The 25,621-nt window shown below is 42.5% G+C and carries 25 protein-coding genes; 9 read left to right on the top strand and 16 right to left on the bottom strand.

The window, feature by feature from the left end:
• The first annotated feature begins 135 nt into the window (after positions 1-135).
• Positions 136-357, top strand: a complete 222-nt coding sequence (locus M0M83_RS01240; RefSeq protein WP_125891744.1) for a helix-turn-helix domain-containing protein — start codon at positions 136-138, stop codon at positions 355-357.
• A 100-nt stretch (positions 358-457) separates the two neighbouring features.
• Entirely contained in the window at positions 458-745 is a 288-nt protein-coding gene (locus M0M83_RS01235) for a helix-turn-helix domain-containing protein (RefSeq protein ID WP_248467402.1), read from the top strand.
• Between the two features lie 75 nt (positions 746-820).
• Here the strand turns inward: M0M83_RS01235 and M0M83_RS01230 are convergent, their stop codons facing one another.
• Positions 821-1,705, bottom strand: a complete 885-nt coding sequence (locus M0M83_RS01230; protein WP_248467400.1) for a LysR family transcriptional regulator — start codon at positions 1,703-1,705, stop codon at positions 821-823.
• Positions 1,706-1,888: 183 nt separating this feature from the next.
• Between M0M83_RS01230 and ampC the strand changes: the two genes are divergently transcribed.
• Positions 1,889-3,031, top strand: coding sequence for a class C beta-lactamase (gene ampC / locus M0M83_RS01225; protein WP_248467398.1), 1,143 nt, complete (start codon positions 1,889-1,891; stop codon positions 3,029-3,031).
• 174 nt (positions 3,032-3,205) lie between these two features.
• On the opposite strand, the gene hemN is transcribed toward ampC, so the two are convergent.
• The 14 genes from hemN to greB form a co-directional block, all read right to left on the bottom strand.
• On the bottom strand, positions 3,206-4,579 hold the full coding sequence (gene hemN, locus M0M83_RS01220) for an oxygen-independent coproporphyrinogen III oxidase (protein WP_125891748.1): 1,374 nt from the start codon (positions 4,577-4,579) through the stop codon (positions 3,206-3,208).
• Between the two features lie 206 nt (positions 4,580-4,785).
• Positions 4,786-5,301: a Der GTPase-activating protein YihI gene (yihI, locus tag M0M83_RS01215; protein ID WP_213913532.1), complete on the bottom strand. Its 516-nt coding sequence runs from the start codon at positions 5,299-5,301 to the stop codon at positions 4,786-4,788.
• Between the two features lie 347 nt (positions 5,302-5,648).
• On the bottom strand, positions 5,649-6,983 hold the full coding sequence (locus M0M83_RS01210) for an NCS2 family permease (protein WP_125891750.1): 1,335 nt from the start codon (positions 6,981-6,983) through the stop codon (positions 5,649-5,651).
• Positions 6,984-7,168: 185 nt separating this feature from the next.
• Positions 7,169-7,921, bottom strand: coding sequence for an amino acid ABC transporter permease (locus M0M83_RS01205; protein WP_125891751.1), 753 nt, complete (start codon positions 7,919-7,921; stop codon positions 7,169-7,171).
• 1 nt (position 7,922) lies between these two features.
• Positions 7,923-8,675: an amino acid ABC transporter permease gene (locus tag M0M83_RS01200; protein WP_248467396.1), complete on the bottom strand. Its 753-nt coding sequence runs from the start codon at positions 8,673-8,675 to the stop codon at positions 7,923-7,925.
• 110 nt (positions 8,676-8,785) lie between these two features.
• The gene (locus M0M83_RS01195; RefSeq protein WP_213913530.1) at positions 8,786-9,625 is read right to left on the bottom strand and encodes an ABC transporter substrate-binding protein; all 840 of its coding nucleotides are present in this window, start codon (positions 9,623-9,625) and stop codon (positions 8,786-8,788) included.
• A gap of 253 nt (positions 9,626-9,878) precedes the next feature.
• Positions 9,879-10,595, bottom strand: coding sequence for a phosphate signaling complex protein PhoU (gene phoU / locus M0M83_RS01190; RefSeq protein ID WP_102138818.1), 717 nt, complete (start codon positions 10,593-10,595; stop codon positions 9,879-9,881).
• 13 nt (positions 10,596-10,608) lie between these two features.
• A complete protein-coding gene (gene pstB, locus M0M83_RS01185; protein ID WP_004262838.1) occupies positions 10,609-11,385 on the bottom strand; it encodes a phosphate ABC transporter ATP-binding protein PstB in 777 nt (258 codons plus the stop codon).
• A gap of 38 nt (positions 11,386-11,423) precedes the next feature.
• On the bottom strand, positions 11,424-12,305 hold the full coding sequence (gene pstA, locus M0M83_RS01180; protein ID WP_125891754.1) for a phosphate ABC transporter permease PstA: 882 nt from the start codon (positions 12,303-12,305) through the stop codon (positions 11,424-11,426).
• 1 nt (position 12,306) lies between these two features.
• Entirely contained in the window at positions 12,307-13,263 is a 957-nt protein-coding gene (gene pstC / locus M0M83_RS01175) for a phosphate ABC transporter permease PstC (protein ID WP_125891843.1), read from the bottom strand.
• Positions 13,264-13,394: 131 nt separating this feature from the next.
• Positions 13,395-14,438: a phosphate ABC transporter substrate-binding protein PstS gene (pstS, locus tag M0M83_RS01170; protein ID WP_125891755.1), complete on the bottom strand. Its 1,044-nt coding sequence runs from the start codon at positions 14,436-14,438 to the stop codon at positions 13,395-13,397.
• Positions 14,439-15,049: 611 nt separating this feature from the next.
• Entirely contained in the window at positions 15,050-16,381 is a 1,332-nt protein-coding gene (envZ, locus tag M0M83_RS01165) for a two-component system sensor histidine kinase EnvZ (protein ID WP_213913529.1), read from the bottom strand.
• Positions 16,378-17,097 carry a two-component system response regulator OmpR gene (gene ompR / locus M0M83_RS01160; protein ID WP_004266122.1) on the bottom strand — a complete coding sequence of 240 codons (720 nt, stop codon included), beginning with the start codon at positions 17,095-17,097 and terminating at the stop codon, positions 16,378-16,380. Before ompR ends, envZ begins: the two co-directional genes overlap by 4 nt.
• A gap of 116 nt (positions 17,098-17,213) precedes the next feature.
• Positions 17,214-17,699, bottom strand: coding sequence for a transcription elongation factor GreB (gene greB, locus M0M83_RS01155; protein ID WP_125891757.1), 486 nt, complete (start codon positions 17,697-17,699; stop codon positions 17,214-17,216).
• 183 nt (positions 17,700-17,882) lie between these two features.
• Here greB and M0M83_RS01150 point away from each other — a divergent pair, with 183 nt between their 5' ends.
• The 4 genes from M0M83_RS01150 to M0M83_RS01135 all read left to right on the top strand — a co-directional run bounded on the left by M0M83_RS01150 (position 17,883) and on the right by M0M83_RS01135 (position 23,379).
• Entirely contained in the window at positions 17,883-20,213 is a 2,331-nt protein-coding gene (locus tag M0M83_RS01150) for a Tex family protein (RefSeq protein ID WP_125891758.1), read from the top strand.
• 342 nt (positions 20,214-20,555) lie between these two features.
• The gene (gene feoA / locus M0M83_RS01145) at positions 20,556-20,786 is read left to right on the top strand and encodes a ferrous iron transporter A (RefSeq protein WP_004266125.1); all 231 of its coding nucleotides are present in this window, start codon (positions 20,556-20,558) and stop codon (positions 20,784-20,786) included.
• Between the two features lie 29 nt (positions 20,787-20,815).
• On the top strand, positions 20,816-23,134 hold the full coding sequence (gene feoB / locus M0M83_RS01140) for a Fe(2+) transporter permease subunit FeoB (RefSeq protein ID WP_248467395.1): 2,319 nt from the start codon (positions 20,816-20,818) through the stop codon (positions 23,132-23,134).
• Positions 23,135-23,145: 11 nt separating this feature from the next.
• Entirely contained in the window at positions 23,146-23,379 is a 234-nt protein-coding gene (locus tag M0M83_RS01135) for a FeoC-like transcriptional regulator (protein ID WP_125891760.1), read from the top strand.
• Between the two features lie 49 nt (positions 23,380-23,428).
• On the opposite strand, the gene bioH is transcribed toward M0M83_RS01135, so the two are convergent.
• Positions 23,429-24,208 carry a pimeloyl-ACP methyl ester esterase BioH gene (gene bioH / locus M0M83_RS01130; protein WP_248467394.1) on the bottom strand — a complete coding sequence of 260 codons (780 nt, stop codon included), beginning with the start codon at positions 24,206-24,208 and terminating at the stop codon, positions 23,429-23,431.
• 54 nt (positions 24,209-24,262) lie between these two features.
• Here bioH and M0M83_RS01125 point away from each other — a divergent pair, with 54 nt between their 5' ends.
• Entirely contained in the window at positions 24,263-24,946 is a 684-nt protein-coding gene (locus M0M83_RS01125) for a DNA utilization protein GntX (protein ID WP_125891762.1), read from the top strand.
• Between the two features lie 63 nt (positions 24,947-25,009).
• Complete coding sequence (nfuA, locus tag M0M83_RS01120) at positions 25,010-25,588, top strand: Fe-S biogenesis protein NfuA (protein WP_125891763.1); 579 nt, start codon at positions 25,010-25,012, stop codon at positions 25,586-25,588.
• Positions 25,589-25,621 lie beyond the last annotated feature (33 nt).

Here is a 25,621-nt window from a genome sequence, read left to right as displayed (position 1 = left end):
TATTGCTAACATCGAAAAATATCATCGAATAATTGATAAATAGCAAATTTACTATTTTATTAAAATGGTTAAGATAGAGAGGTAATCTTTCATCGTGTTTAGTTAGAAATAAAAAATATAATTATAGGAGTATATATGACTTATTCAACATCTCACCTAATCGGCAAGAAAATACTTTTTTATCGGAAAACGAATGGGCTTTCAGTTAATGAATTATCCGAGGTTATTGGCATCAGCCCACAACAACAGTCACGATATGAAAGAGGAATAAATAGAATTACTTTAGATAGGTTGTTCCAGTATGCAACGTATTTTGAGATTGATATTCAAACCTTCTTTCAGTCCCATGATTTTTAATAAATTAAGTAATAGTACATATTGCTAGAAGTTCCAATTACATTAAAAATATTTAATTATATTCACATTGTAATATTTAAAATAAATTAGAGAAAAAATCATGAAACGAAAAATATCTAAATCCGTCGGTTTAAAAATAAGATCATTAAGAGAAATTCACGGAATGAGTGGTAAAGAATTAAGCATGTTATTAGGTATTAGCCAACAACACCAATCACGCTATGAAAATGGTGAGGTTAATATTCATGTCGACACCATTTACCAGTTGGCAAAAATATTTAATGTTTCGCCGACCTATTTCTTTACTGAAACTATTACGAATATTAATAGTACAGATCTCCCTATTAATAAAAAGAATTATTTCTCTGCTGAAGCTTTGGTATTCTAACCTCTAAATATGAGCATTATAATATGCCAGTAAATTAAATGTCGGTGCTATTTCTATTTATAATATAGCACCGACTTATTGTTCTTTTTGAGATTCTTCCACCAACCAATTGCGAAACGTCATCATTGCAGGTGTATATGGCTTAGACTTCAAGCGGCTAAGCCAGTAACCCCCTAATGTTACAGATATATCAAAAGGTTGAACTAACTCCCCTGCGCTTAATTCATGGCTAAACATACAACTTGGCACCAATACCACACTATTGGTTAATAAAGCAGCCTCAACCATCAAACGCGATGAATCAAATACTGGGCCTTTGACACGCCAAGGATCAATCTCCGCAGCTAAAAACCATTTTTCCCATTCATCTTTACGATATGAACGCATTAACGGATGGGATTTTAAATCTAATGGATGTTTCAGCTGATTCGCAACTTTCTCTGAACAAAGCACCGTATGCGCAGTTGAAAATAGTGGTGTATTTTCTACGAGTGGCCATAGCCCTTCACCAAAGCGGATCGCAAAATCTACGCCTTCAGCTGCTAAATTCACCACATTGTTATGAGTCATAATGCGTAAATCAATATAAGGGTATAACTCCGAAAATTGCGTTAGTCTTGGTAATAACCAGCCCACTGCAAATGTGCCAACAACTGAAATACTTAAGGCTTCTCGATAATGGCCATCTTCAAACTGCAGCAACAGTGACTCAATTTGGTCAAAAGAGCGACTCAAAACAGGCAATAATGCAAAACCTTCTTCGGTTAATGCAAGCCCTCGAGGTAAACGAATAAATAGTTCTAGCCCCAATTGTTCCTCTAATAGCCTAACTTGTTGGCTGACAGCGGCCTGAGTCACATTCAATTCAATTCCTGCTCGTGTAAAACTTAAATGTCGTGCTGAAGCTTCAAAAGCCCTAAGTGCATTAAGAGGAAGCCGATGACGATAATTTTCTGCCATAAGATTTTCTTTTACCTCATCGAATTTTATATCGTTTTAAATAATGTTTGAGAGCATGCATACTATTTTTCAAACACGGATTATCCGCTGAAAATCGTATATTAAAGCACTTTTAATTCACAATGAAATGCTTTCCTGTTCCTGTTAGCAATAACTTAAACTTGTACTTATTGGAATAACTCTATGAAAACTCTTTTTCGTCAGGGGCGAATTTTTGTCGCACTGAGTTTGGCGTTAACCACGCTATCCGCTAATGCGTTCACTCAAAAGGATGTGGATGACATTATTAAACCTCTGATGGAACAAAAACAGATCCCAGGGATGTCTGTCGCAATTTCCGTTGAAGGGAAACACTATATTTATCACTATGGTGTGCAGTCTAAGCAAAGCTTAGTACCTGTCAGTGATAAGACTTTATTTGAGATTGGTTCTTTATCTAAAACGTTCACTGCCACACTCGCAGCCTACGCACAAAACCAAGGAAAACTCGATTTCTCGCAAAAGGTAAGCCACTATCTTCCTGAATTAAAAGGGTCTGTTTTTGACCAAGTGACAATCATGAACTTGGCAACTCACACTTCGGGTTTATCGTTATTTGTGCCTGATAACATTACAAATTCAGCGGAGTTAATCCATTATTACCAGCAGTGGAAACCTACCAAAGCCATTGGACAGTATCGCTCTTATTCAAATCTTGGCGTGGGGCTACTCGGTATCGTTACGGCTAAACAACTCAAAATGCCATTTGAACAAGCGATGGAAAAACTGATGCTGCCTGCGCTAGGGCTAAAACATACCTATATTCATATCCCTAAAAATCAACAGAAAAATTATGCTCAAGGTTATAATAAGAACAACCAACCCGTTCGTGTAACACCACAAATTTTAGATGCTGAATCTTATGGTTTGAAATCGAATGCGAGAGATCTAATTCGCTTCTTAGATATTAATATGCAAACAAAGAAAGTCGCTAAACCGTGGCAGGAAGCCATAGAGAACACGCATGCTGGGTTCTATATGACCGATTCATTTGTGCAAGATATGATGTGGGAAAGTTATTCATGGCCTGTATCCATTTCTCAATTACAGCAAGGTAACCGAGATGAAATGGCATTACAGCCACAAAAGGTCGAAGCGATTACACCAGCACTACCGCCAGAAACACAAGCTTTCTACAACAAAACCGGCTCAACCAATGGTTTTGCAACCTATGCGGCATTTATTCCTGAAGACCGAATTGCGGTTGTGATTTTGTCCAACAAATGGTATCCCATCCCTGATCGCATCAATGCGGCTTATCAGCTAATCGAAAAAGCGAAATACTAGTCCCCGCAGAACATCCAATGTTCTAAATAATCAGATAACGAACCAGTAATACTCAAAATAGTTCGTGCTAGAGCAAGGCGGCAAAATTCGGCTATCTCGGGGAGTATACAAAAGTATATGACCCGAGTAGCCGAATAAGGCCAACGCAGCTATTGCGCGAAATATGAAGAGTATTTAGATGACACGGGAAAACTGCCGCTGCCTCATCTGATTCCGCAAATAAACATCAAAACACATGCAAATATTCCGAATAAGTAAACGTCCCTGAGGCGTCACTTTAATCCCCATTTCACTCATTTCAACCAGCCCATCTTCAACCATCGGTTTCAGTAACTCTAAATCTTCCTTAAAATAAGATTTAAAATCAATAGGATATAGTTCTTCGATTTGTGCGAAATCCAATTGAAAATTACAGATTAAGATTTTAATCACATCACGACGCAGGCAATCATCATCAGTTAAAACGAGGCCGCGCCACAGCGCATGGCCCTGCTCTTCAACTTGCGCATAATAGGTTTTCAAATCTTTCTGATTTTGTGCATAGTTGTCGCCTAACATACTGATCGCAGAAACGCCTAGCCCCAGTAAATCACAATCGCCTTGAGTCGTATATCCTTGGAAGTTACGGTGTAAAACCCCTTCCCGTTGTGCCACGGCAAGTTCATCTTCAGGACGAGCAAAATGATCCATGCCTATAAATTGATAGCCATCTCTGGTGAGAGTCGCGATGGTGTCTTGCAGAATATCGAGTTTTTGTTCTGCACTCGGTAAATCTGCATCTTTAATTTTACGCTGTGCCGCAAATAAATTAGGTAAATGCGCGTAATTGAACACACTTAAGCGATCTGGTGATAACTCAGCCACTTTTTTTAGGGTAAACGCAAAGCTTTCAGGGGTTTGCTTAGGTAAACCATAAATCAAATCAATACTCGTTGAGGTAAAACCCGTTTCTTTGGCACGTTTAATTAGGGAAAAAATAAATTCTTCGTCCTGTTCACGGTTAACCAACACCTGAACTTCTTTATTAAAATCCTGTACTCCCATGCTTAAACGGTTAAACCCTTCATGGCGCAGATGGTCTATCATATCCAATTCAATTTCACGCGGGTCGATTTCAATCGACATCTCCACATCATCCGCAAAATTAAAGTGTGTTTTCAATAAACCAACCAAATGGCTGACTTGAGTTTTATCGAGATAAGTTGGAGTGCCCCCACCCCAGTGCATCTGGCTTACCAAACGACCTTTTAATAACGAGGCTCGTTGAATAATTTCTTTTTCAATTACTTGAAGATATTCATCGGCTTTATGTTTTTGCCGCGTCACTAATTTATTACAGCCACAGAAATAACAAAGCTTATGGCAAAAAGGGATATGAACATAGAGCGATAAAGGCCGGTCAGGATAACGCTGTGTTGCTTGAACAAACGCATTCTCATCGTACTCTTGGTTAAACTCCAAGGCAGTGGGATATGAGGTATACCGTGGACCTGAATAATTGTATTTTTGAATGAGAGAAAGATCCCAAACAATATTTTGCTCTGACATAACATTCCTCAATTGACCAAAAGCTCAAACCATACAATGGATTGCACCTTATTTAATTGTTATTTGGTGAGTGTGAAAGTTTCACAACTTAAATAATATTATAAAGTATGTTAGCGAAAAGAGATTTGATACAACATCAAAGAAAAGTGAGTTAGCAGAAAAAATAGCTAAATCCCCCGCTAGCACGAGGGATCTTTTAAACGAAATTATTTACTTTTTAAGATGCGCATAATGTCATCAAGTTTTTCTTCGTCTTCTTCCTCTTCTTCTTCACTGAACTCAATACCGAGAATATTCATCAATTCATCAATACGATCTAAACACGTATCAACATACTGTTGTTCTTGTGCTGTGATAGTTTCGCCATCTTCCAGACGCGCCAAAATGCTATCTAAACGATCGTCGCTTTCTAGCATTTCCAGCTCTTTTTCTGGTGGCAGTTTTTCTTTAGTGGCTGGCTTTTCTTTCACCACTGGACGTGCTGTCGGTTTGTTATCTTCCACAACTAATGGGATCGGTTTTTTGCTACCAATGCGTGGATCCTTAGTGGTAGACTCCCCACCTTTCGCACTGTTAGACACAGATTCTTGGTTACGGCTACCGGATTTATGACCACGATGTTTTTTCTCGCGCTTACGCTCACGGCCTTCCGCATTTATCTCTTCTTTCGTTTTACGGTATTTTTTCTTTGGCTTAGCAGCCGGTTTTTTTGGTGCATTCATGGTCTGATACCTTGATAAAGTCAGTTTCTGCTGCGAAATCTAGCAGGATCCCATAAAGGGGGAAAGCACTAGTTTGCAATTTCAGTGGATTTTTTATCCCACCCTGCCTTCGCAATAGTACTTTATTGATTATACCTTAAATAATTGGAGTTGCATGCAAGCAACAAAAAGGGAAGCTGGTTGAAGAGGCTTGTACTAAGAATAGAGATTTACGTTTTGAGCAATATTCTAAATAATTCAAGTTGTGGCTAGGCGTCAATCGAGGTTATCTCGGGGAGCATACATAAGTATGTAACCCGAGTAGCCGAGTAAAGACAACGACGCCACAGCTTGAAGTATGACGAATATTAGGCGTCGACGAGCACCATTTTTAGTAGGAACATCGCCGCAACTAAAATCACGCATAGCCCCAGATCACGCCAACGTCCGGTACCAATTTTCATTGCACAATACGCAATAAAGCCTAGTGCAATACCTTCTGTGATTGAGAAACTAAATGGCATCATCACTGCCGTAATAAAAGCGGGTACAGACTCCGTTAAGTCATCCCATTTCACGCGAGTTAAGCTTGAAGTCATCAGCACGCCCACGTAAATCAAGGCACCCGCAGTGGCATAAGCTGGAACCATACCTGCAAGAGGAGAGATAAACATGGTCAATAGGAATAAAATACCAACGACAATCGCAGTTAAACCTGTACGCCCACCAACAGAAACACCAGAAGAACTTTCGATATATGCAGTGACAGAAGATGTCCCCATTGCTGAACCTGCAACAGAGCTCAAGCTGTCCACATATAACGCTTGTTTCATTCGAGGGAAAGTCCCGCGTTCATTCGTAATACCCGCTTTGTCAGTCACACCAATCATGGTACCTGATGAGTCAAACAGATTGACTAACATAAAGGCAAAAATCACCCCAGATAACGCTAAATCTAAAGAGCCAGAAAAATCAACCTGACCCACCACACTTGTAATACTTGGCGGCATTGAGAAAATCCCAGAATATTTCACATCCCCCAGAGCAAGACCAATCAGTGTTGTCACTGCAATAGACACTAATACAGCGGCATGAATATTGCGTGCAGCAAGAATAGCGATAATAAAGAAACCTAGGGCTCCCAGCCAAACATTATGGTGAGTCAAATTGCCGATAGAGACTAACGTGTCCGGGTTCGCAACAATAATGCCGGAGTTTTTCAGCCCCATCATCGCAATAAATAAGCCGATACCACTCGTGATCCCGACGCGAAGACTAAGCGGGATATTGGCAATAATCCAATAACGGATACGAAATAGTGTCAGAATAAATAACCCAACTGCTCCCCAAAATACGGCCCCCATTGCAACTTGCCATGAATAGCCCATCGCGCCAACTACAACGAAAGCAAAAAAAGCATTCAGCCCCATAGCAGGTGCTACTGCTATCGGTAAATTTGCCAACAGCCCCATCAAAATACTACCAATAGCGGCAATCAAACAGGTGGTGACAAACACCGCTTTGATATCCATGCCTGCAACTGAGAGAATTTGAGGGTTAACAAAAACGATATATACCATCGTCAGGAAGGTGGTGAAGCCTGCAACAACTTCTGTCCGTGCTGTGGTGCCATGTTCTTGTAATTTAAAAACACGCTGAAACAAGCCCTGCGGTTGTGCCGAGCTAGAAGATTGATTACTCATTAGATATCGCGCCCAAAAAAAGTTTTTTTCGCCCTATACTACAATTAAAAATCACAAAAGAAAACGATTGCGTAAGCTGTTATGGGTAAAAACGTCCTAACTAACTGATACACTAGGGTGAAATAGTAAAAGAATTGATGGTAACGAATAAAAGAAGTGGCGGCTATTTAACCGCCATTTTTAATTTAAGAAAGTGCTAATAGCTTTTGTCGACGCCAAAACAATAAGCGATGTTTTGCCGCCAGTTTCTGAGGTTGATGTTGTGCACTCAGCTTTTTCGCTACCCTATTTGCAATAATTTCTACCGCAAAACACATCACAAAATAAATAAATGCGACGAATAAGAAAACTTCAAGAGGATAAACCATTTCACGGTTATTCACTTGTGTCGCCAAAAAGGACAGTTCAGCGACCCCAACAATATAAGCCAATGAGGTATCTTTAATTAATGCCACCCACTGGTTAATAAATGACGGCACCATCATACGTAAAGCCTGTGGTAATACGATATTCCACAATACCTGCCAGCGGCTAAACCCCAAGGACATCCCTGCTTGCCACTGCCCTTTACCTATCGCTAAAATACCCGCTTTCACGGCATGAGCCAAATATGCAGAGGTAATCAATGCCAATGCACACACAACTGTCGCTATCCCAGGAATTTCCGTGCCCAATAACATCGGCAATAAGAAATAGGTCCAAAAAATCAGCATAATGACGGGAATTGCACGAAAGAAACCTAATACTGCAGCGAATAGGTTAACCCAGAAACCACTCAGCATAGCTAATGCAATCCCACCCAATGTGCCTAATACAATAGAAGCTGCACCTGCAAGCAAGCTAATAACTAACGTCAGTGCCGCGCCTTCTAATGGGCCATCCGGGAAAGTGCCAAATAACAAATATTGCCAGTTCTGCTCAATAATCGAAAAATCCATCTTATACCCCCTGAGCCAAATTACGCTGCTGACGCCACTGGCCCCAACCTTCCATTACTGCAATAATGGCGATATACAAAACGGTTGCCACGCCAAAGGCTGCGAAAGTTTGTAATGTTTGGCTATCTACTTGGCGAGAAACATAAGACAATTCAGCAACACCTATCGCCATTGTTAATGATGAGTTTTTCACCACATTCATATATTGGCCCAATAGCGGAGGCATGGCGATTTTTACTGCTTGAGGAAGCACTACTAACCTCATCGCTTGCCATGAAGTTAGTCCTAAAGCAAATGCCGCATATTTTTGCCCCTGACGAACGCCGCGGATCCCAGCACGAATTTCTTCAGCTATAAACGGCACGGTATACAGGGTCAAACCAATAAAACCCGCTAAAAATTCAAATGACGGCCAACCCACAGTTATTCCAAGTAAATGGATCTCATGGGGGGTATTAAGCCACTCCATCACAACAGACGGTAAAATTTCACCGGAAGCGAAATACCAAAAAAATAGCTGCACCAACAAAGGCGTATTTCTGAAAATAGAGATATAGATATTCACGGCCCAACACACAGGTGCAATTTGGCTATCCTTTGCTGATGCAACGATAAAGCCCAATGCCGTCGCTGCAATAATAGTACAAATCGAGATCCAAACGGTGATCAAAAAGCCGTAGCCAAACCACTCTAGATATTGCGGTGCCAATAAATGAGCAGACCAAAAATCACCATTTAAAAATTTTTCAAACATGGCTCACGACCTATTGCTTTCACAGCTTGTGATTAAAAACTCATCCCTTATAACCAAGAACCCCACACAGAGTGCGGGGCTTGAAATCACTGAGTACTTACCGTTCCCCATTAAGACTGTGGCTGTTGCTCACTCAGAGGTGCGAATTTAAAGTCTCCGCGTGGCTGTGCGGCTTTGGTCTCTGGCCCAAACCAACGGTTATAGATCACCTCAGCTTTACCCTCTTTTTCCAGTTTCAACAGTGTTTCGTTGACGTTTTCAACCAAACGCGTTTCGCCTTTGCTTGCTGCCAATGCTTGGTACTCTTTCGTTAGGCTAAATGGAGAAATTTCAAAATCTGCCTTCACTTTTTCAGGTAAATTACCTAATAAGCCCACCAGTTTTGCATCATCTTGAGTGATAGCTTGGACGTTACCATTGCGCAGTGCCGCGAACGCTTGCGGGGTATCGTCATAAGAAATTACTTTTGTGTCAGGAAAACGTTCACGTAAAGTGACTTCCTGCACGGTGCCTTTATCTGCACCAATGCGTAGTGGTTTGATGTCGTCAGGTGTTTTTAATACACCTTTGCGAGCAATAAATTTTTGGCCTGTCGCAAAATCAGGGATAGAAAAATCAACCTGTTTTGCGCGTTCATCTGTAATGGTAAAGTTGGCACCGATTAGGTCAACTTTACCTGAAGTCAGGAGTGGAATACGGTTTGCTGGGTTAGTAGGACGAAGCTCAAGCTTAACCCCTAGACTATCTGCTATTTCTTGTGCTATATCAACATCATAACCCGCTAACTTTTTAGTTTTTGGATCAATAAAACCAAATGGTGGGTTGCTATCAAATACCGAAATACGGATCACACCCGCTTGTTTGATATCATCCAATTTATCTGCGCTAGCGACATTCGCTGTCAGCGCTAAACCTGTAAGTAAAACAGTTGTTAGAATACGAGCTTTCATTGAATACCCCTGACGGTAAATTTTTGTAAATCGACCATCACACGCTATCAATTATTGCTTAGCACTTGAAATAATATTAAATAATATATTTATGCCAAAATGACATATACAAATAAACAAAAAAGGGCCGCCTTGATAACAAAGCGCCCCAAACATGGTTAAACCATCAATAGACTCTTATTGAGCAAGAAGAAAGTCTGTAGAAAAAACTTACGCCAATAGTCATTAAAGAAATACCCCATCAGATGAGTATTTAATCGTCTTTAGTCAACATTTTTTCAAGACTATCTCCCCCCACATGACGGAAATCCTGCCCCTTCACATAGTAGAAAATAAACTCACAGATATTTTGGCAACGGTCACCGATACGTTCAATTGAACGAGCGCAGAATAGTGCTGTTAATACGCTCGGGATCGTTCTCGGGTCTTCCATCATATAAGTCATCAATTGGCGCACGATACCTTCATACTCTTGGTCAACTTTCTCATCTTCACGGTAGATACGAATAGCTTCCTCGAGATCCATTCGTGCGAATGCATCTAATACATCATGTAGCATTTGTACTGTGTGGCGGCCTAATGATTCTAAGCTCACTAACAGGGGCTGATGTTGATGAGAGAATTTCTCCAATGCAGTTTGGCAAATTTTGTCCGCAACATCACCGATTCTTTCTAGCTCAGCAATGGTTTTCGAAATCGCCATAATCAGACGCAAGTCACTCGCTGTTGGTTGGCGCTTCGCAATGATCTTAACGCATTCTTCATCAATGGCCACTTCCATCATATTGACTTTATGGTCATTTTCGATAACTTCACGCGCAAGGGCTTCATCCTGATTATGCATGGCCGTAATGGCTTTGGTGAGCTGTTCTTCGACCAGCCCTCCCATTGTCATTAATTCAGTATGGATATGTTCCAGTTCAGCATTGAACTGCCCCGATATATGTTTGTTGTGATTCAGCGTATCCATCGTCGGCTCCATATCAACCGTAGCGGCCAGTAATATAATCTTCAGTTTGCTTCATCTCTGGGGTAGTAAACATTTTGTCAGTATGGTTAAACTCAACTAACTCCCCTAGATACATGAAAGCCGTATAGTCAGAACAGCGTGCAGCTTGTTGCATATTGTGGGTAACAATCACCACGGTGTATTCTGATTTTAATTCACTAATCAGTTCTTCAATTCGACCCGTTGAAATAGGGTCAAGGGCAGAACAAGGCTCATCCAATAATAGAACCTCTGGGCGAATAGCAATACCACGAGCAATACAAAGACGCTGCTGCTGTCCACCCGACAAGCTATAACCACTTTGGTGTAACTTATCTTTGGTTTCATTCCATAACGCAGCCTTTGTTAGCGCCCACTGCACGCGTTCATCCATTTCCACACGAGATAACTTTTCAAATAAACGCACACCAAATGCAATATTATCGTAGATTGACATCGGGAATGGGGTTGGTTTCTGGAATACCATGCCGACTTTTGCACGTAGCAGTGCGATATCTTGTTTATCAGTCAGGATGTTTTGGCCATCCAGTAAAATTTCACCTTCTGCGCGCTGCTCGCCATACAATTCATACATTTTATTGAAGGTGCGTAATAACGTCGATTTACCACAGCCTGATGGGCCGATAAATGCAGTTACTTTATTTTTTTCAATGTCTAAAGAGATATTTTTCAGTGCGTGAAACTTGCCATAATAGAAGTTGAGGTCACGGACTTTAATTTTACTATTTGCAATATCGTTTGCATTAATCATGGTTTGCTTTTCTCTCTAAATCTTTATTTATCTGGCGCTTAGTGTTTTTTCTGTGCGAAAACAACACGTGCAATGATGTTAATGAGCAGGACACATAGGGTAATTAAAAGAACCCCTGCCCATGCAAGCTCTTGCCATTCAGAGAATGGGCTCATTGCAAATTTGAAGATTGTCACCGGTAAGTTAGCAATGGGTTCGCTCATGTCTGTACTCCAGAACTGATTCGACAGTGAAGTAAACAGCAGCGGTGCGGTTTCCCCCGCTATACGCGCAATCGCTAGCAAGATCCCAGTGATAATCCCTGACACAGACGCTTTTAGCGTAATAGATAAAATCATTTTCCATTTTGGTGTGCCAAGTGCATAAGCAGCTTCACGCAAGCTATCTGGAACTAATTTCAACATGTTTTCAGTAGTTCGGATAACAATTGGAATTTGCAGCAATGCAAGCGCCACGACCCCAGCCCAACCCGAGAAGTGCTGCATTTGTGCAACCACAATGGTGTACACAAACAACCCTACAACGATTGATGGAGCTGATAATAAAACGTCATTAATAAATCGGGTAACTGAAGCTAACCATGACTTACGGCCATACTCTGCTAAATAAATTCCCGCTAAAATCCCTAAAGGCGTACCAATAACCGTCGCCCATAAGATTAATAAACCACTTCCTACGATGGCATTTGCCAACCCACCACCTTCCGTATTCGGTGGTGGAGTCATTTCAGTAAATAGATTGAGAGACATGCCATCAATCCCTTTAGTGACTGTAGAAAATAAAATCCACACTAACCAGAACAAACCGAAAGCCATGGTTAACATTGAGACAAATAGCGCCATTCTGTTAACTTGACGACGCCATGCTTGACGGCGTGCTCGCTCTTTTTCATTCACTGCGATAGGTTGAGATATCGACATATTAACGGCCCTCATTCTTCGCAAGACGCATGACCATCAACTTGGAAATTGCTAACACAATGAAAGTGATAACAAACAGGATAAGTCCAAGTTCCATCAAGGCCGATGTATGCAAGCCACTCTCTGCTTCCGCAAACTCATTTGCCAGTGCCGAGGTGATACTGTTTCCAGGCATAAACAGTGATGCGCTATCAAGTTGGTAAGTATTACCAATCACGAAAGTCACCGCCATGGTTTCACCCAGCGCACGGCCAAGGCCTAACATCACACCACCAATAACCCCATTGCGGGTATACGGCAGCACGATATTCCAAATCACTTCCCATGTCGTACAACCAATGCCGTAAGCTGACTCTTTCATCATCACAGGCGTTTGTTCAAATACATCGCGCATCACGGACGCAATGTAGGGAATAATCATAATCGCGAGGATAATCCCCGCAGCTAAAATACCGATCCCGAATGCAGGTCCTGAAAATAGTTCACCGACAATCGGTACACTCGACATCACATTACCAACGGGTTCTTGAAAATACTCCGCAAACAGAGGTGCAAAAACAAATAACCCCCACATCCCATAAACGATACTAGGGATAGCAGCAAGGAGTTCAATCGCGATACCAAGCGGACGTTTTAGCCAATTGGGAGCCAGTTCTGTTAGGAATAGCGCTATACCAAAACTAACAGGAACGGCGATAATCAGAGCAATTAACGATGTAACGATAGTGCCATAAATAGGCACAAGGGCACCGAATTCTTCCGCCGGAGCATCCCATTCTTTAGTCCATAAAAACGAAAACCCAAACTTTTGCATACTTGGCCAAGATGCAAAAATAAGGGAAATAATGATGCCACCAAGCATTAGCAATGTGATCAGCGCGGCAATTTTTACCAGTGCACCAAAAATCACATCACCTGATTTGCTGGGAGCTTTAAATGCCGTTGTTTTCTCGGCCATGCGCTTTGTTCTCATTTCATTCCTGTTCTTTATCTACAGGATTGCGTTACAACGATGAGCGGGTAAGTCCTGTTCCTCAGCACTTACCCGCCATTTCCAACCCTAAGTGCACTTAAAAAAGCTAAGTTCACCTAGAATAATGCTTTACCTTGGCTATCTTTAACTTCTGTTTTCCATGCAGTACGTACTGCAGCCACGACTTCTTGAGGTAGAATTGCGTAATCTAATGCTTCCGCTTGTTTACCACCTTTGTCATAAGCCCAGTTGAAGAAATCGAGAACCGCTTTGCCTTTTTCCGCATTCGCTTGCTGCTTGTGAACTAAGATGAATGTGGTTGAAGTAATCGGCCATGCATTCGCACCATCACGGTTTGTTAAATCTTGAGCAAAAGATTTAGACCAGTCAACTTTCTTCGCTGCTGCGCTGAAACTTTCACCTGTTGGTGAAACCGCTTCGCCATCGGCAGAGATTAATTTAGTATACGCAAGGTTGTTCTGTTTTGCGTAAGCATATTCAACATAACCGATAGAACCCGGTAAACGCTGTACGAAAGCAGCAACGCCATCATTTCCTTTACCGCCTACGCTATTTTTCGGCCAATTAACGGTTGAACCCGCACCAACGTCTGATTTCCAGCTTGCACTGACTTTTGCTAAGTAGCTAGTAAATACGAATGTAGTTCCAGAACCGTCAGAACGTCTTACAACTGCAATTGTTTGGTCTGGTAGGTTAACATTTGGGTTTAATTTAGCGATTGCTGGGTCATTCCATTTAGTGATTTTGCCTAAATAGATGTCACCTAACGTGTTGCCATCTAACGTTAATTGGCCAGATTCGATGCCTTTCACGTTCACTGCCAGTACAACACCACCAATCACGGTTGGGAACTGGAATAAGCCATCTTCTTTGAGTTTTTCATCAGTCAATGGGGCATCAGATGCACCGAAATCAACTGTTTTTGCATTAATTTGTTTGACACCACCAGAAGAACCAATCCCCTGATAGTTTACTTTATTACCTGTTTCTTTCTGATAAGAGTCTGCCCACTTCGCATAAACAGGAGCAGGAAAGGTCGCGCCAGCTCCGGTCAGGCTGGTAGCAGCAAAAGAAGACATTGCAGTCAGAGATAAAGTTGCTGCCATTACGCTTGCTAAGGTGGTACGCGTCATTTTCATAATCCCTCCGGGGATGTATAGAAACAATCAAGTATAAAATTGTTGGGTGTATGTCACGGTAGGAAAAATAGGACAATTTCGTTACGACAACATGTCGTTTTTATGACAGTTTTATGACAATTAATTATTTTTTCACTTAGATGAAAATAACGCCGGAAGGAAATTCAATTTTAAACCATTAAATTCAATTAGTTATGAGGATGGAATTTCTAGGTTGATATCAAAAAGAAAAATGACAGACTGTCATAAAAGCGAAAAATATTTTTATCCTACAACCATAAAATAATACTCAAAACAATTTGTGTCGCAGCTAGGCGGCCAGAGAGGATATCTCGGGGAGCATACACAAGTATGTGACCCGAGTAGCCGAACGCAGCCAACAACGCTGCGGCGCAAAGTGTGAAGAGTAGAAGGATAGCACTAAATAGTTCAAGTTGTAGGTAGGCTCCATAAAAAGAGAGCCTCTTTTCCTACTTAATACAAATAATACTCAAGACAATTTGTGTTGCAGCTAGGCGGCCAGAGAGGATATCTCGGGGAGCATACACAAGTATGTGACCCGAGTAGCCGAACGCAGCCAACAACGCTGCGGCGCAAAGTGTGAAGAGTATTTAGTCTTCTTTTTCTTTGAGGGGAAGTAGAGCCCTAATCGCAAACCCACCACGCTCACTCTTATGGATCTCAATACTCCCTTCGTGGGCATCGACAATTCGGCGAATAATCGCCAGACCTAACCCTGTTCCTTTGTTGCTGCGAGCTTTCTCACCTTGAACAAATGGCTGGAATAGGCGGTGAATATCTTCTTCTTTGATACCTGCACCGTCATCTTCTACTTGGAACCAAACTGAGTCTTCAGTCTTACCGCTACTGACCTTGATCCAGCCATTACCATAACGATATGCATTGACTATCATATTTGTAATAGCACGTTTTATCGCTAATGGGTTACCATTCACAATCATTGAGCCTGGCTCAAGTGCGGTTTCAATTTCGCCGACGACGCTGCTTTCTGAGTTCACTGCTTCCATCAAGATAGCGTTAAGGTCACAGAATTCCATATCCATTTCTTGACCCGTTTTCAGGTAAGACATGAATTGGCCGATAATTGCATCGCACTCTTCAATATCTTTATTAATGGATTCAGCCAGATAGCTATCTTCTGGGCTCATCATTTCTGTTGCTAAACGAATACGAGTTAAGGGGGTTCTTAGGTCATGGCTTACCCCTGCCATTAAGACAGTTCGGTCGTTTTCTAAGGTTTTAATCCCTGTAGCCATATGGTTAAAAGAACGGATGGCGGCCCTGACCTCGGTGGCACCTTTTTCCTGCATTGGGGGCAAAATCACCCCTTTACCGACTTCACCTGCGTGGTACTCCAATTCAAGCAACGGCTTGTTTTGGTAACGTATATACAGCCATACCCCCGCAAAAATCGTGAGAAAAATCGTTAATGTATAGCGAAAAACAAGGGAGAACTGGTTCTGGCCAATTTCAGTCAGTGGAACTCGAACCCAAATATCAGGTGCAAGATAAGACGTTAGCCATAGAATGGGGTACTCTCGGCCCAATTCGAGGTGAACACTCGCCTTGCCACCAATATATTCCGACATATGTTCACTTAGGAAATCATACTCTTTCGCCCAATTCAGCCCTTCTTCCATCGCTGCTGAATGTGCATAAAAAGTGATCCCCAATTCATTGTAGATTTTCTTACGTAACGCGGGAGATACCCGCACTGAGGTTCCATCTTGTAGAACCATTTTCTCTGTCATTAATGTTCTTACTTCGTATGCCAATACCTTATTGAATTGTTGTAAGCTAGGCATCACAACAAAATTCAACACAACCATATAGCTGGTTACGAGGCTCGCAAACAGTAAGGCTACAAATAAAAATAACGAGCGAGAAAATGTACTACGCCTTGAAAACCTCAGTCGCTTCATGCTTTACTTCCATCCGGAACAAACACATAACCCAATCCCCAAACCGTCTGAATATAACGAGGATGTGCTGGGTCTTCTTCAACCATGCGACGCAAACGTGAGATTTGAACATCAATAGAACGTTCCATCGCACTGTACTCACGGCCCCGGGCTAAGCTCATTAACTTGTCACGCGACAATGGTTCCCTTGGATAGGAAACTAATACTTTTAACACCGCGAATTCACCGCTAGTTAACGGCATATTTTCATCGCCTTGGAACATTTCTCGCGTTCCAAGATTTAATTTGAATTTACCAAAGGTAATTATCGCATCATCTTGAGATGGCGCACCTGGTAATTCATTAGCTTGACGACGTAATACCGCACGAATACGAGCTAGCAATTCCCGTGGATTAAAAGGTTTGGGAATATAGTCGTCCGCACCAATTTCTAAGCCAACGATGCGATCCACTTCTTCGCCTTTCGCTGTCACCATAATAATTGGAATTGGGTTATTTTGACTACGTAAGCGACGACAAATTGATAAGCCATCTTCGCCCGGTAGCATTAAATCTAAGACGATCAGGTGAATAGATTCCCTTGTCAGGATTCTGTCCATCTGTTCAGCGTTTGCAGCACTTCTTACCTGAAAACCCTGCTCAGTGAGATAGCGTTCCAGCAGCGCACGCAAACGCATATCATCATCGACGACAAGAACCTTATAACTTTCCTGCATTTTGTAGCCCTCAAGATGTGCATCTTTCAAATTATTTTTTTAATGAATGTAAGTAAAACAATATTAATGCTCACTAATTTACCACTAACATGGGATTTAATGAATCATTTTACACTTCAGAAGGTTAGTGGCCGATAACTTATTTCTAATACAAAATAAGTCACCTGCCCTCCTGGCGTATTTACTGTTATTTCATCATCAACCTGTTTGCCTATCAAGGCTCGCGCTACGGGAGAATCAATTGAAATCCATTGTTTTGTCGGGTTGAATTCATCAGCACCGACGATACGGAATATTCTGATATTTTCATTTTCATCTTCTAGTTTAACCCATGCGCCAAAAAAGACACGGCCTTCTTGGCGAGGATCAGGCTCAATAATTCTTAATTGATCTAGCCTTTTGGATAAAAAACGGATGCGTCTATCAATTTCACGCAACCTTTTTTTGCCGTAAATGTATTCTGCATTTTCTGAGCGATCCCCTTGAGCTGCGGCCTCTGAAACAGATTGAGTCACCCGAGGACGTTCATCCTTCCACAGGTACTTCAATTCTTTATCTAACGCATCCCAACCTTCACGTGTAATTAAAAGACTTTTAGTCATAACCTTCAAATATTAGCCAATGGAACCCATAATTATAATATTTTATAGAACATAATCTGAGACTTTCCTACCAATAGGCTCAAATTCAGTCTGGAAATTCTCGTTACCACCAAGTATAACAGTGCAATAAATTTTTAACTGTTCTTCCAGTAGGTATTTAAACAGTAGGTATTGAAACTCGACATGAATGAAACTCTAAGCCAAATTATTGCAGCGGAACTGCAAGCCCAGCCGAAACAAGTTTTTTCTGCAATCACGCTATTAGATGAAGGAAATACTGTCCCGTTTATTGCACGTTACCGTAAAGAGGTTACCGGTGGGTTGGACGATACTCAGCTTCGCCAGTTAGAAAGCCGTTTAGGGTACTTGCGTGAATTAAATGACCGTAAGCAAACCATCCTCAAGTCGATAGAAGAACAAGGTAAATTGACACCAGAGCTCGCCTCCGCTATTGACACGACGCTCAATAAAACCGAACTTGAAGACCTGTATCTTCCTTATAAACCAAAACGTCGCACCCGCGGGCAAATTGCTATTGAAGCAGGGCTCGAGCCTTTAGCAGATACCCTGTGGAATGACCCAAGCCAGTCACCTGATGAACTCGCTAAAACCTATATCGATGCGGATAAAGGTGTGGCTGACGTTAAAGGCGCTTTAGATGGTGCTCGCTACATCCTTATGGAACGTTTCGCCGAAGATGCAGCTCTTTTAGCGAAAGTTCGTGACTATATTTGGAAAAATGCCCACCTTGTTTCTGTTGTTGCTGAAGGTAAGCAAGAAGAAGGGGTGAAATTTAGTGACTACTTTGAACATCACGAACCCGTTGCTCAGGTGCCTTCTCACCGAGCCCTTGCGATGTTCCGTGGTCGTAACGAAGGTATTTTACAGCTTTCATTAAACTGTGACCCTCAGTTCGATGAACCGCCAAAAGAGAGTTATTGTGAAGAAATTATTACCCGCCATTTAGATGTTCGTTTAAACAATGCGCCTGCTGACCAATGGCGTAAAGCTGTGATCAGTTGGACATGGCGCGTCAAAATATTACTGCACTTAGAAACCGAAGTGATGAGCTCACTGCGCGAAAAAGCTGAAGAGGAAGCTATTAACGTGTTTGCGCGTAACCTCAGTGACTTACTGATGGCGGCGCCAGCGGGAATGCGTGCCACCATGGGCTTAGACCCTGGCTTGCGTACTGGGGTAAAAGTAGCAGTCGTCGATGCGACAGGTAAATTAATTGCTACCGACACGATTTACCCACATACCGGGCAAGCCGCAAAAGCAGCAACCATCGTGGCCGCACTTTGCCAAAAACACAATGTTGAATTAGTGGCAATTGGTAACGGCACCGCTTCTCGTGAAACGGAACGTTTCTTTGCTGAAGTCCAAAAACAATACCCTGAAGTCACTGCACAGAAAGTGATTGTCAGCGAAGCTGGGGCTTCTGTTTATTCGGCCTCTGAACTTGCAGCGTTAGAATTTCCAAGCTTAGATGTGTCGTTGCGCGGTGCCGTATCCATTGCTCGTCGCCTACAAGACCCACTGGCTGAATTAGTGAAAATTGACCCTAAATCCATTGGGGTTGGCCAATATCAACATGATGTCAGCCAAACACAATTAGCGCGTAAACTCGATGCAGTCGTCGAGGACTGTGTAAACTCGGTTGGTGTTGATTTGAATACCGCTTCCGTTGCCTTACTGACTCGCGTTGCCGGTCTAAGCAAAATGATTGCGCAAAACGTGGTAGATTGGCGTGACCAAAATGGCCAATTTAGTGATAGAAAGCAGTTGCTCAAAGTTGCACGTCTTGGGCCAAAAGCCTTTGAACAATGCGCGGGCTTCTTACGTATCACTGATGGTAAAAACCCGCTAGATGCTTCTACTGTTCACCCTGAAGCTTACCCGATTGTTGAAAAAATTCTTGAGTCTGTCCGCCAGCCACTCAAAGAAATTATGGGTAATTCACAAGTCCTTAATGCCTTGAGCCCACGTGATTTCACCACTGAGCAATTCGGGGTTCCAACCGTCACTGATATCATTAAAGAGTTAGAAAAACCGGGGCGTGACCCACGTCCTGAGTTTAAAACTGCCACCTTCGCCGAAGGTGTCGAAACCATGAATGACCTGACTTCTGGCATGATTTTAGAAGGTGCAGTCACCAATGTGACCAACTTCGGTGCTTTTGTGGATATTGGTGTTCACCAAGACGGTTTAGTTCATATTTCTTCACTTTCAAATAGTTATGTCGAAGACCCACACAAGGTGGTAAAAGCAGGCGACATTGTAAAAGTCAAAGTGTTAGATGTGGACATTGCACGCAAACGTATTGCGCTAACGATGCGTTTAGATGAACAAGCGGGGGATTCTAATAGTTCTCCTCGCCGTGCAGCCCCTGAACAGGATAAAAATACACGTAAAGCGCCTCAATCAAGAGGTAACTCACGCCAAAACAACGCATCTTCGGGTAACAGCGCCATGAGTGATGCCCTTGCCGCGGCATTCGGTAAGAAACGTTAACTTTCTTTATAGGCATCGCAATGTACCTATTGTGGTGCCTATTTCAATAAATAATGCTGTTATTGATTAAATCAAACAATGTATTGAGTATAATTCAGCCCCCTTCCCTTCACTGACTCCACCATTAATTTCGCTAGCGGAACACCGTAAACTCAATGCTTCGTTGATCCACATCAAGTCAAATTGACGAAAAAAGAGGCTAAATATAACAAAAGGTGGATGATTATGATTCTCATTGTTAATTAGATTTATTTTTGTTTGGCGACCTTATTTACCTGAGCAATTGCACTCTTTAACAATTGTCATCGATATCATTATTAATTAAATGATTAGGAAGACACTATGGCAATACTTCCTCAATGCAGTTACAAAATACTTGGTTTCTCTCCAGAAATCAGTCCTGCATACCGACAAAAACTACTCTCACTCGGTTTACTTCCGGGTTCTGTCTTTAAAGTGGTGCGCTTAGCGCCTTTTGGTGATCCTGTTCAAATAGAAACTCACCGCGTCAGCTTAGTGCTGCGTAAAAAAGATCTTGCTCTACTCAATCTAGATGAAGCGACCACCGTTTAAGTATTTCTTTTTTATTATTGGCAAACACTATGAAACGATTAACTATCGGCTTAATTGGTAACCCCAATGCAGGCAAAACGACCTTATTCAACCAGCTCACAGGGTCAAGGCAGCGGGTCGGTAACTGGGCGGGGGTCACTGTTGAACGAAAAGTGGGCCGCTTCCATACAGATGACCATAAAATCGAGCTTGTTGACCTACCCGGCACCTATTCTTTGACCACCATTTCTGAGCAAACCTCTCTTGACGAACAAATCGCCTGCTACTTTATTTTAAGTGGTGAGGCAGACATGCTCATTAATGTTGTCGATGCATCCAACTTAGAGCGTAACCTCTACCTGACATTGCAATTAGTCGAGTTAGGCGTTCCATGTATTGTCGCCTTGAATATGTTGGATATCGCTCAAAGCCAACATATTGATATTAATATTGCTGAGTTAGAAAAACAGCTCGGTTGTCCTGTGATCCCAATGGTTTCAACTCGAGCAACGGGTATCGATAAACTGAAAAAAACCATTGATACACATCCACAAAACAACCAACAAGCTCTTGTAGAGTATCCAGCACAATTATTACAAGCTGTGGATTCATTATCTGAACAAATTTCAGCACAACAATTTAGCCACCAGCAACGCCGCTGGTTAGCATTGCAGATCCTCGAAGGGGATATCTATAGCCGCCAACGCGCAGAAATATCTGAAGGACAATTGCTGGCGATACGCCAAACACTGAAAGAAAGCTTAAACGAAGAACCCGAATTACTCATTGCCGACGCACGTTATCAATCTATTGCGACCATTTGCAATGCTGCGATTAACAATAGTGCCGCTGAACCAAATCGACTAACACAATCACTGGATAAATTTATTCTGAGCCGTTGGCTCGGCGTACCTATTTTCTTGTTTGTGATGTATTTGATGTTCGTTTTAGCCATCAACATCGGTGGCGCCTTACAACCCTTCTTTGAAGGTGCGTCAGAAGCGATATTTATTCATGGTATTCAGTGGGTTGGTGCCTACTTTAGCTTCCCTGATTGGCTAACTATTTTCCTTGCCCAAGGTGTTGGTGGCGGTATTAACACGGTTTTACCGTTAGTGCCACAAATTGGGATGATGTATCTGTTTCTTTCAATACTGGAAGATTCGGGCTATATGGCGCGAGCTGCTTTCGTGATGGACCGCCTCATGCAAGCCTTAGGTTTACCGGGTAAATCTTTCGTGCCTTTGATTGTCGGTTTTGGCTGTAACGTACCGTCGATTATGGGCGCACGCACTCTCGATGCACCGCGCGAAAGGCTAATTACGGTCTTAATGGCACCGTTTATGTCTTGTGGGGCAAGACTGGCCATTTTCGCTGTTTTTGCGGCCGCTTTCTTCGGCAAAAATGGGGCCAGCGTGGTCTTTTCACTCTATATTTTAGGGATTGTTGTCGCTATCTTAACTGGGTTACTACTCAAACATACCCTGATGCGCGGGGAAGCCTCTCCATTTATTATGGAGCTTCCGGTTTACCATGTACCGCACATCAAAACACTGCTGATTCAAACATGGCAACGCCTCAAAGGCTTCGTAGTGCGTGCAGGTAAAGTTATCATCGTTGCCAGTATCTTTATTGGCGCATTAAATAGTTTCTCATTCTCTGGTAAGCCCGTTGATAATATTAATGACTCCGCACTGGCTTCTGTCAGTAAAGTGATAACCCCGGCTTTACAGCCAATTGGCGTGCATGCTGATAACTGGCAAGCAACTGTTGGGTTGATTACCGGGGCGATGGCCAAAGAGGTGGTAGTGGGTACACTAAACACCCTGTATACCGCTGAAGCCATTACTTCTGAGCCGTTTGATGCAGAATCTTTCAATTTATGGGAAGAATTAGAGGATGCAGTTTCCGAAACGTGGGATAGCTTAAAAGAGACCTTTACCTTAAGCGCGTTATCGAACCCTATCGAAGCTAGTAAAGGCGATGGAGAGATGGAATCCGGCTCAATGGGCACCATGGCCGCGAAATTTGGCTCAGGGGTTGCAGCCTATAGCTACCTGATCTTCGTCTTGCTGTATGTGCCTTGTGTCTCTGTGATGGGGGCTATCGCACGTGAAACCAACAAAAGTTGGATGAGCTTCTCCATTCTGTGGGGCTTGAATGTGGCTTATAGCCTTGCAGCTCTGTTTTACCAAGTCGCCACATTCAGTGAACACCCACAAAGTAGCTTGATTACTATAGCCGCGGTTGTTCTGTTCAACCTTGCCTTGTTCATATTCTTACGTCGCATGCGTAGCCGCGTAACCTTGAACATCAAAAACAGAACCGCCGGGCAATGTTCTGGCTGTTCAAGCGATGCTTGCCACTAAGGAATAAAACGATGACCAGCTTGCTACAGGTAAGAGATTTAATCGCCTTATATGGGCAAGCTGACATCGCGCTACTCAGTGAGCAGCTAAATACACCAATTCCATTGATTCAAGCGATGGTTGAGAAGCTCGTCAGCTTAGAGAAAATTGAACAAGTTGATATCAGTGCTTGTTTAACAGGCAGTAGCTGTAAAGGCTGCCCTGAAAGCACTGATTGCACTCATTTTGTGTATAAAATCAAATAATAAGCACACCACAAAAAAAATCAGCCTCGAATTAGGCTGATTTTTTTATTTATTCCTCAATACGACTTTGAAAATCCAACAGGTATTCACAAAACTCATCAGGATGAGAAATAAATGGCGCGTGAGCGCTATTGCGCATAATCACGGATGGCGAATTCGGATACAGCTCATCTAAACTTGGCACTATTTTGCGCGGTACCAAGCCATCGAGATAGCCATAAATGCGTAAGAAGGGGATCGGTAACTGTTTTAATTCCTCGCGCAAATCTTCGGTACGCAATGATTCAAGCCCTGCATTTAACGTTTCAACCGTTGGAATAGGCTGTTCGAGTACCACAGATTTCAAGGTTTTTGCGTCGTTTCTGGCGCTTTCTGTCCCTAATGTCTGCAATGCTAAAAAACGCTCGACTGTGCGATGAAAATCGGCCGAAAGTTGCTGCTCGAAACCCAATAAAACCTCTGGCCGGATCCCTGCCCAACCGTTTTCTTCGGCTTTAAAACACGGGGAGGAAGCAACCGTAATGAGCCCTTTAACTTCATAGGGATGGTCAAGCGCGATACGGCTTGCAACTAGCCCACCAAGTGACCAACCAAGCCAAATCGCGTTTTTAGGGGCATACTCCCACAAAATATTCGCCATCGATTGAATATTCATGGGGGAGAAATCTTGGCTCCGCCCATACCCCGGAAGGTCAACCAAATGAACCCGAAAGTGCGAAGCGATTCGCGGAATAATTGTTTGCCAGACTTGCGCATTCAGCCCCCATCCGTGCAGCAACACAAGATCTTGTTTACCTTCACCAACGGTCTGCCAATATAACTTTGCCATCGTTACACTCTCTTCATTCATTTATTTGCCAATTCGTTTTAACGGGACGCTACTATGCTAACAATGGAGGGGGGCTGCTGGCTATGCCATCAATCACTAAAATTATCTCACCAGGGGATTTGCCATTTTTGCCTCAAAGGACTACCTAAAATGCCAACCTGTTGTTTACGCTGCGCTTTACCCTGTGAGCAGCCGACCATGGAATGTGGACGCTGTCTAAAGAGCCCTCCCTCATGGCAAAGAATTATCACTGTAACCCCATACCAAGCCGCTTTACGTATGTTAATTCATCGTTTTAAATTTCAAAAACAACCTCAACTTGCTTCTACTTTAGCACGTATTTTTGCATTATTTTGGCTCACAGGTTATCGCCAACAACAATGGCAAAAACCAGACTTAATCATCACCATTCCACTGCATCGTCACCGCCTATGGTGGAGAGGATTTGACCACATGGCATTAATAGGCGAAAATTTGTCCAGATGGTTAAATATTCCCTATTCGCAAAATTCATTATTGCGTAGTCGTGCTACACTGGCACAGACTACACTAAAACGTGAGTATCGCCGAAATAACCTAAAGGGAGCATTTACCTTAAACAGTTCGGTTTCAAACCTACATGTTGCTGTTATTGATGATGTTATTACAACAGGTTCTACCATGAATAGTGCAGCACAATTGTTGATTTGTGCGGGAGCGCATACTGTTGATGCATGGTCACTGTGTCGCACCTTGTAGGAAAGGGGTAAATGGGCGTATTATAACCAACTAAAGCAGTCAACTATTATTGAGCAAATGATTATGATTAATATTACTGAAGCAGCACAGGCTCATTTTGCCAAGTTGTTGGAAAATCAAGAGCCAGGAACTCAAATCCGTGTTTTTGTTATCAACCCAGGCACGCCAACCGCTGAGTGCGGTGTGTCGTACTGCCCTCCGGGTGCCGTTGAAGCCACAGATAAAGAACTAAAGTTCGAGAAGTTATCTGCTTATGTTGATGAAATTAGCGCCCCTTTCTTGGATGATGCCGAAATTGACTTCGTCACCGACCAACTCGGCTCACAACTGACATTAAAAGCACCGAACGCCAAAATGCGTAAAGTCTCTGATGACGCACCATTAATTGAGCGTGTTGAGTATGTTTTACAGTCACAAATTAACCCACAACTTGCCAGCCACGGTGGCCGTGTTTCCCTGATGGAAATCACCGATGAAGGCTTTGCAATTCTGCAATTTGGTGGCGGCTGTAACGGTTGTTCAATGGTCGATGTCACCCTTAAAGAAGGTATCGAAAAAGAACTTCTCAAAATGTTTGTAGGTGAGTTAAAAGGCGTTAAAGACCTGACTGAGCACCAACGTGGCGAACACTCTTTCTACTAATCAATACCACGAATATTTGGCACTCGGTTCTTT

Source organism: Providencia rettgeri (assembly GCF_023205015.1).
Classification (GTDB): domain Bacteria; phylum Pseudomonadota; class Gammaproteobacteria; order Enterobacterales; family Enterobacteriaceae; genus Providencia; species Providencia rettgeri_E.
The sequence above is the reverse complement of the archived record's forward strand: the minus strand, read 5'-3'. Positions and strand labels throughout refer to the sequence as shown.

What these genes read in the sequence shown, in the direction of transcription:
- M0M83_RS01240 (WP_125891744.1), top strand. Translation starts at nt 136, where the DNA reads ATGACTTATTCAACATCTCACCTAATCGGCAAGAAAATACTTTTTTAT.
- M0M83_RS01235 (WP_248467402.1), top strand. Translation starts at nt 458, where the DNA reads ATGAAACGAAAAATATCTAAATCCGTCGGTTTAAAAATAAGATCATTA.
- M0M83_RS01230 (WP_248467400.1), bottom strand. Translation starts at nt 1,705, where the DNA reads ATGGCAGAAAATTATCGTCATCGGCTTCCTCTTAATGCACTTAGGGCT.
- ampC (WP_248467398.1), top strand. Translation starts at nt 1,889, where the DNA reads ATGAAAACTCTTTTTCGTCAGGGGCGAATTTTTGTCGCACTGAGTTTG.
- hemN (WP_125891748.1), bottom strand. Translation starts at nt 4,579, where the DNA reads ATGTCAGAGCAAAATATTGTTTGGGATCTTTCTCTCATTCAAAAATAC.
- yihI (WP_213913532.1), bottom strand. Translation starts at nt 5,301, where the DNA reads ATGAATGCACCAAAAAAACCGGCTGCTAAGCCAAAGAAAAAATACCGT.
- M0M83_RS01210 (WP_125891750.1), bottom strand. Translation starts at nt 6,983, where the DNA reads ATGAGTAATCAATCTTCTAGCTCGGCACAACCGCAGGGCTTGTTTCAG.
- M0M83_RS01205 (WP_125891751.1), bottom strand. Translation starts at nt 7,921, where the DNA reads ATGGATTTTTCGATTATTGAGCAGAACTGGCAATATTTGTTATTTGGC.
- M0M83_RS01200 (WP_248467396.1), bottom strand. Translation starts at nt 8,675, where the DNA reads ATGTTTGAAAAATTTTTAAATGGTGATTTTTGGTCTGCTCATTTATTG.
- M0M83_RS01195 (WP_213913530.1), bottom strand. Translation starts at nt 9,625, where the DNA reads ATGAAAGCTCGTATTCTAACAACTGTTTTACTTACAGGTTTAGCGCTG.
- phoU (WP_102138818.1), bottom strand. Translation starts at nt 10,595, where the DNA reads ATGGATACGCTGAATCACAACAAACATATATCGGGGCAGTTCAATGCT.
- pstB (WP_004262838.1), bottom strand. Translation starts at nt 11,385, where the DNA reads ATGATTAATGCAAACGATATTGCAAATAGTAAAATTAAAGTCCGTGAC.
- pstA (WP_125891754.1), bottom strand. Translation starts at nt 12,305, where the DNA reads ATGTCGATATCTCAACCTATCGCAGTGAATGAAAAAGAGCGAGCACGC.
- pstC (WP_125891843.1), bottom strand. Translation starts at nt 13,263, where the DNA reads ATGGCCGAGAAAACAACGGCATTTAAAGCTCCCAGCAAATCAGGTGAT.
- pstS (WP_125891755.1), bottom strand. Translation starts at nt 14,438, where the DNA reads ATGAAAATGACGCGTACCACCTTAGCAAGCGTAATGGCAGCAACTTTA.
- envZ (WP_213913529.1), bottom strand. Translation starts at nt 16,381, where the DNA reads ATGAAGCGACTGAGGTTTTCAAGGCGTAGTACATTTTCTCGCTCGTTA.
- ompR (WP_004266122.1), bottom strand. Translation starts at nt 17,097, where the DNA reads ATGCAGGAAAGTTATAAGGTTCTTGTCGTCGATGATGATATGCGTTTG.
- greB (WP_125891757.1), bottom strand. Translation starts at nt 17,699, where the DNA reads ATGACTAAAAGTCTTTTAATTACACGTGAAGGTTGGGATGCGTTAGAT.
- M0M83_RS01150 (WP_125891758.1), top strand. Translation starts at nt 17,883, where the DNA reads ATGAATGAAACTCTAAGCCAAATTATTGCAGCGGAACTGCAAGCCCAG.
- feoA (WP_004266125.1), top strand. Translation starts at nt 20,556, where the DNA reads ATGGCAATACTTCCTCAATGCAGTTACAAAATACTTGGTTTCTCTCCA.
- feoB (WP_248467395.1), top strand. Translation starts at nt 20,816, where the DNA reads ATGAAACGATTAACTATCGGCTTAATTGGTAACCCCAATGCAGGCAAA.
- M0M83_RS01135 (WP_125891760.1), top strand. Translation starts at nt 23,146, where the DNA reads ATGACCAGCTTGCTACAGGTAAGAGATTTAATCGCCTTATATGGGCAA.
- bioH (WP_248467394.1), bottom strand. Translation starts at nt 24,208, where the DNA reads ATGGCAAAGTTATATTGGCAGACCGTTGGTGAAGGTAAACAAGATCTT.
- M0M83_RS01125 (WP_125891762.1), top strand. Translation starts at nt 24,263, where the DNA reads ATGCTAACAATGGAGGGGGGCTGCTGGCTATGCCATCAATCACTAAAA.
- nfuA (WP_125891763.1), top strand. Translation starts at nt 25,010, where the DNA reads ATGATTAATATTACTGAAGCAGCACAGGCTCATTTTGCCAAGTTGTTG.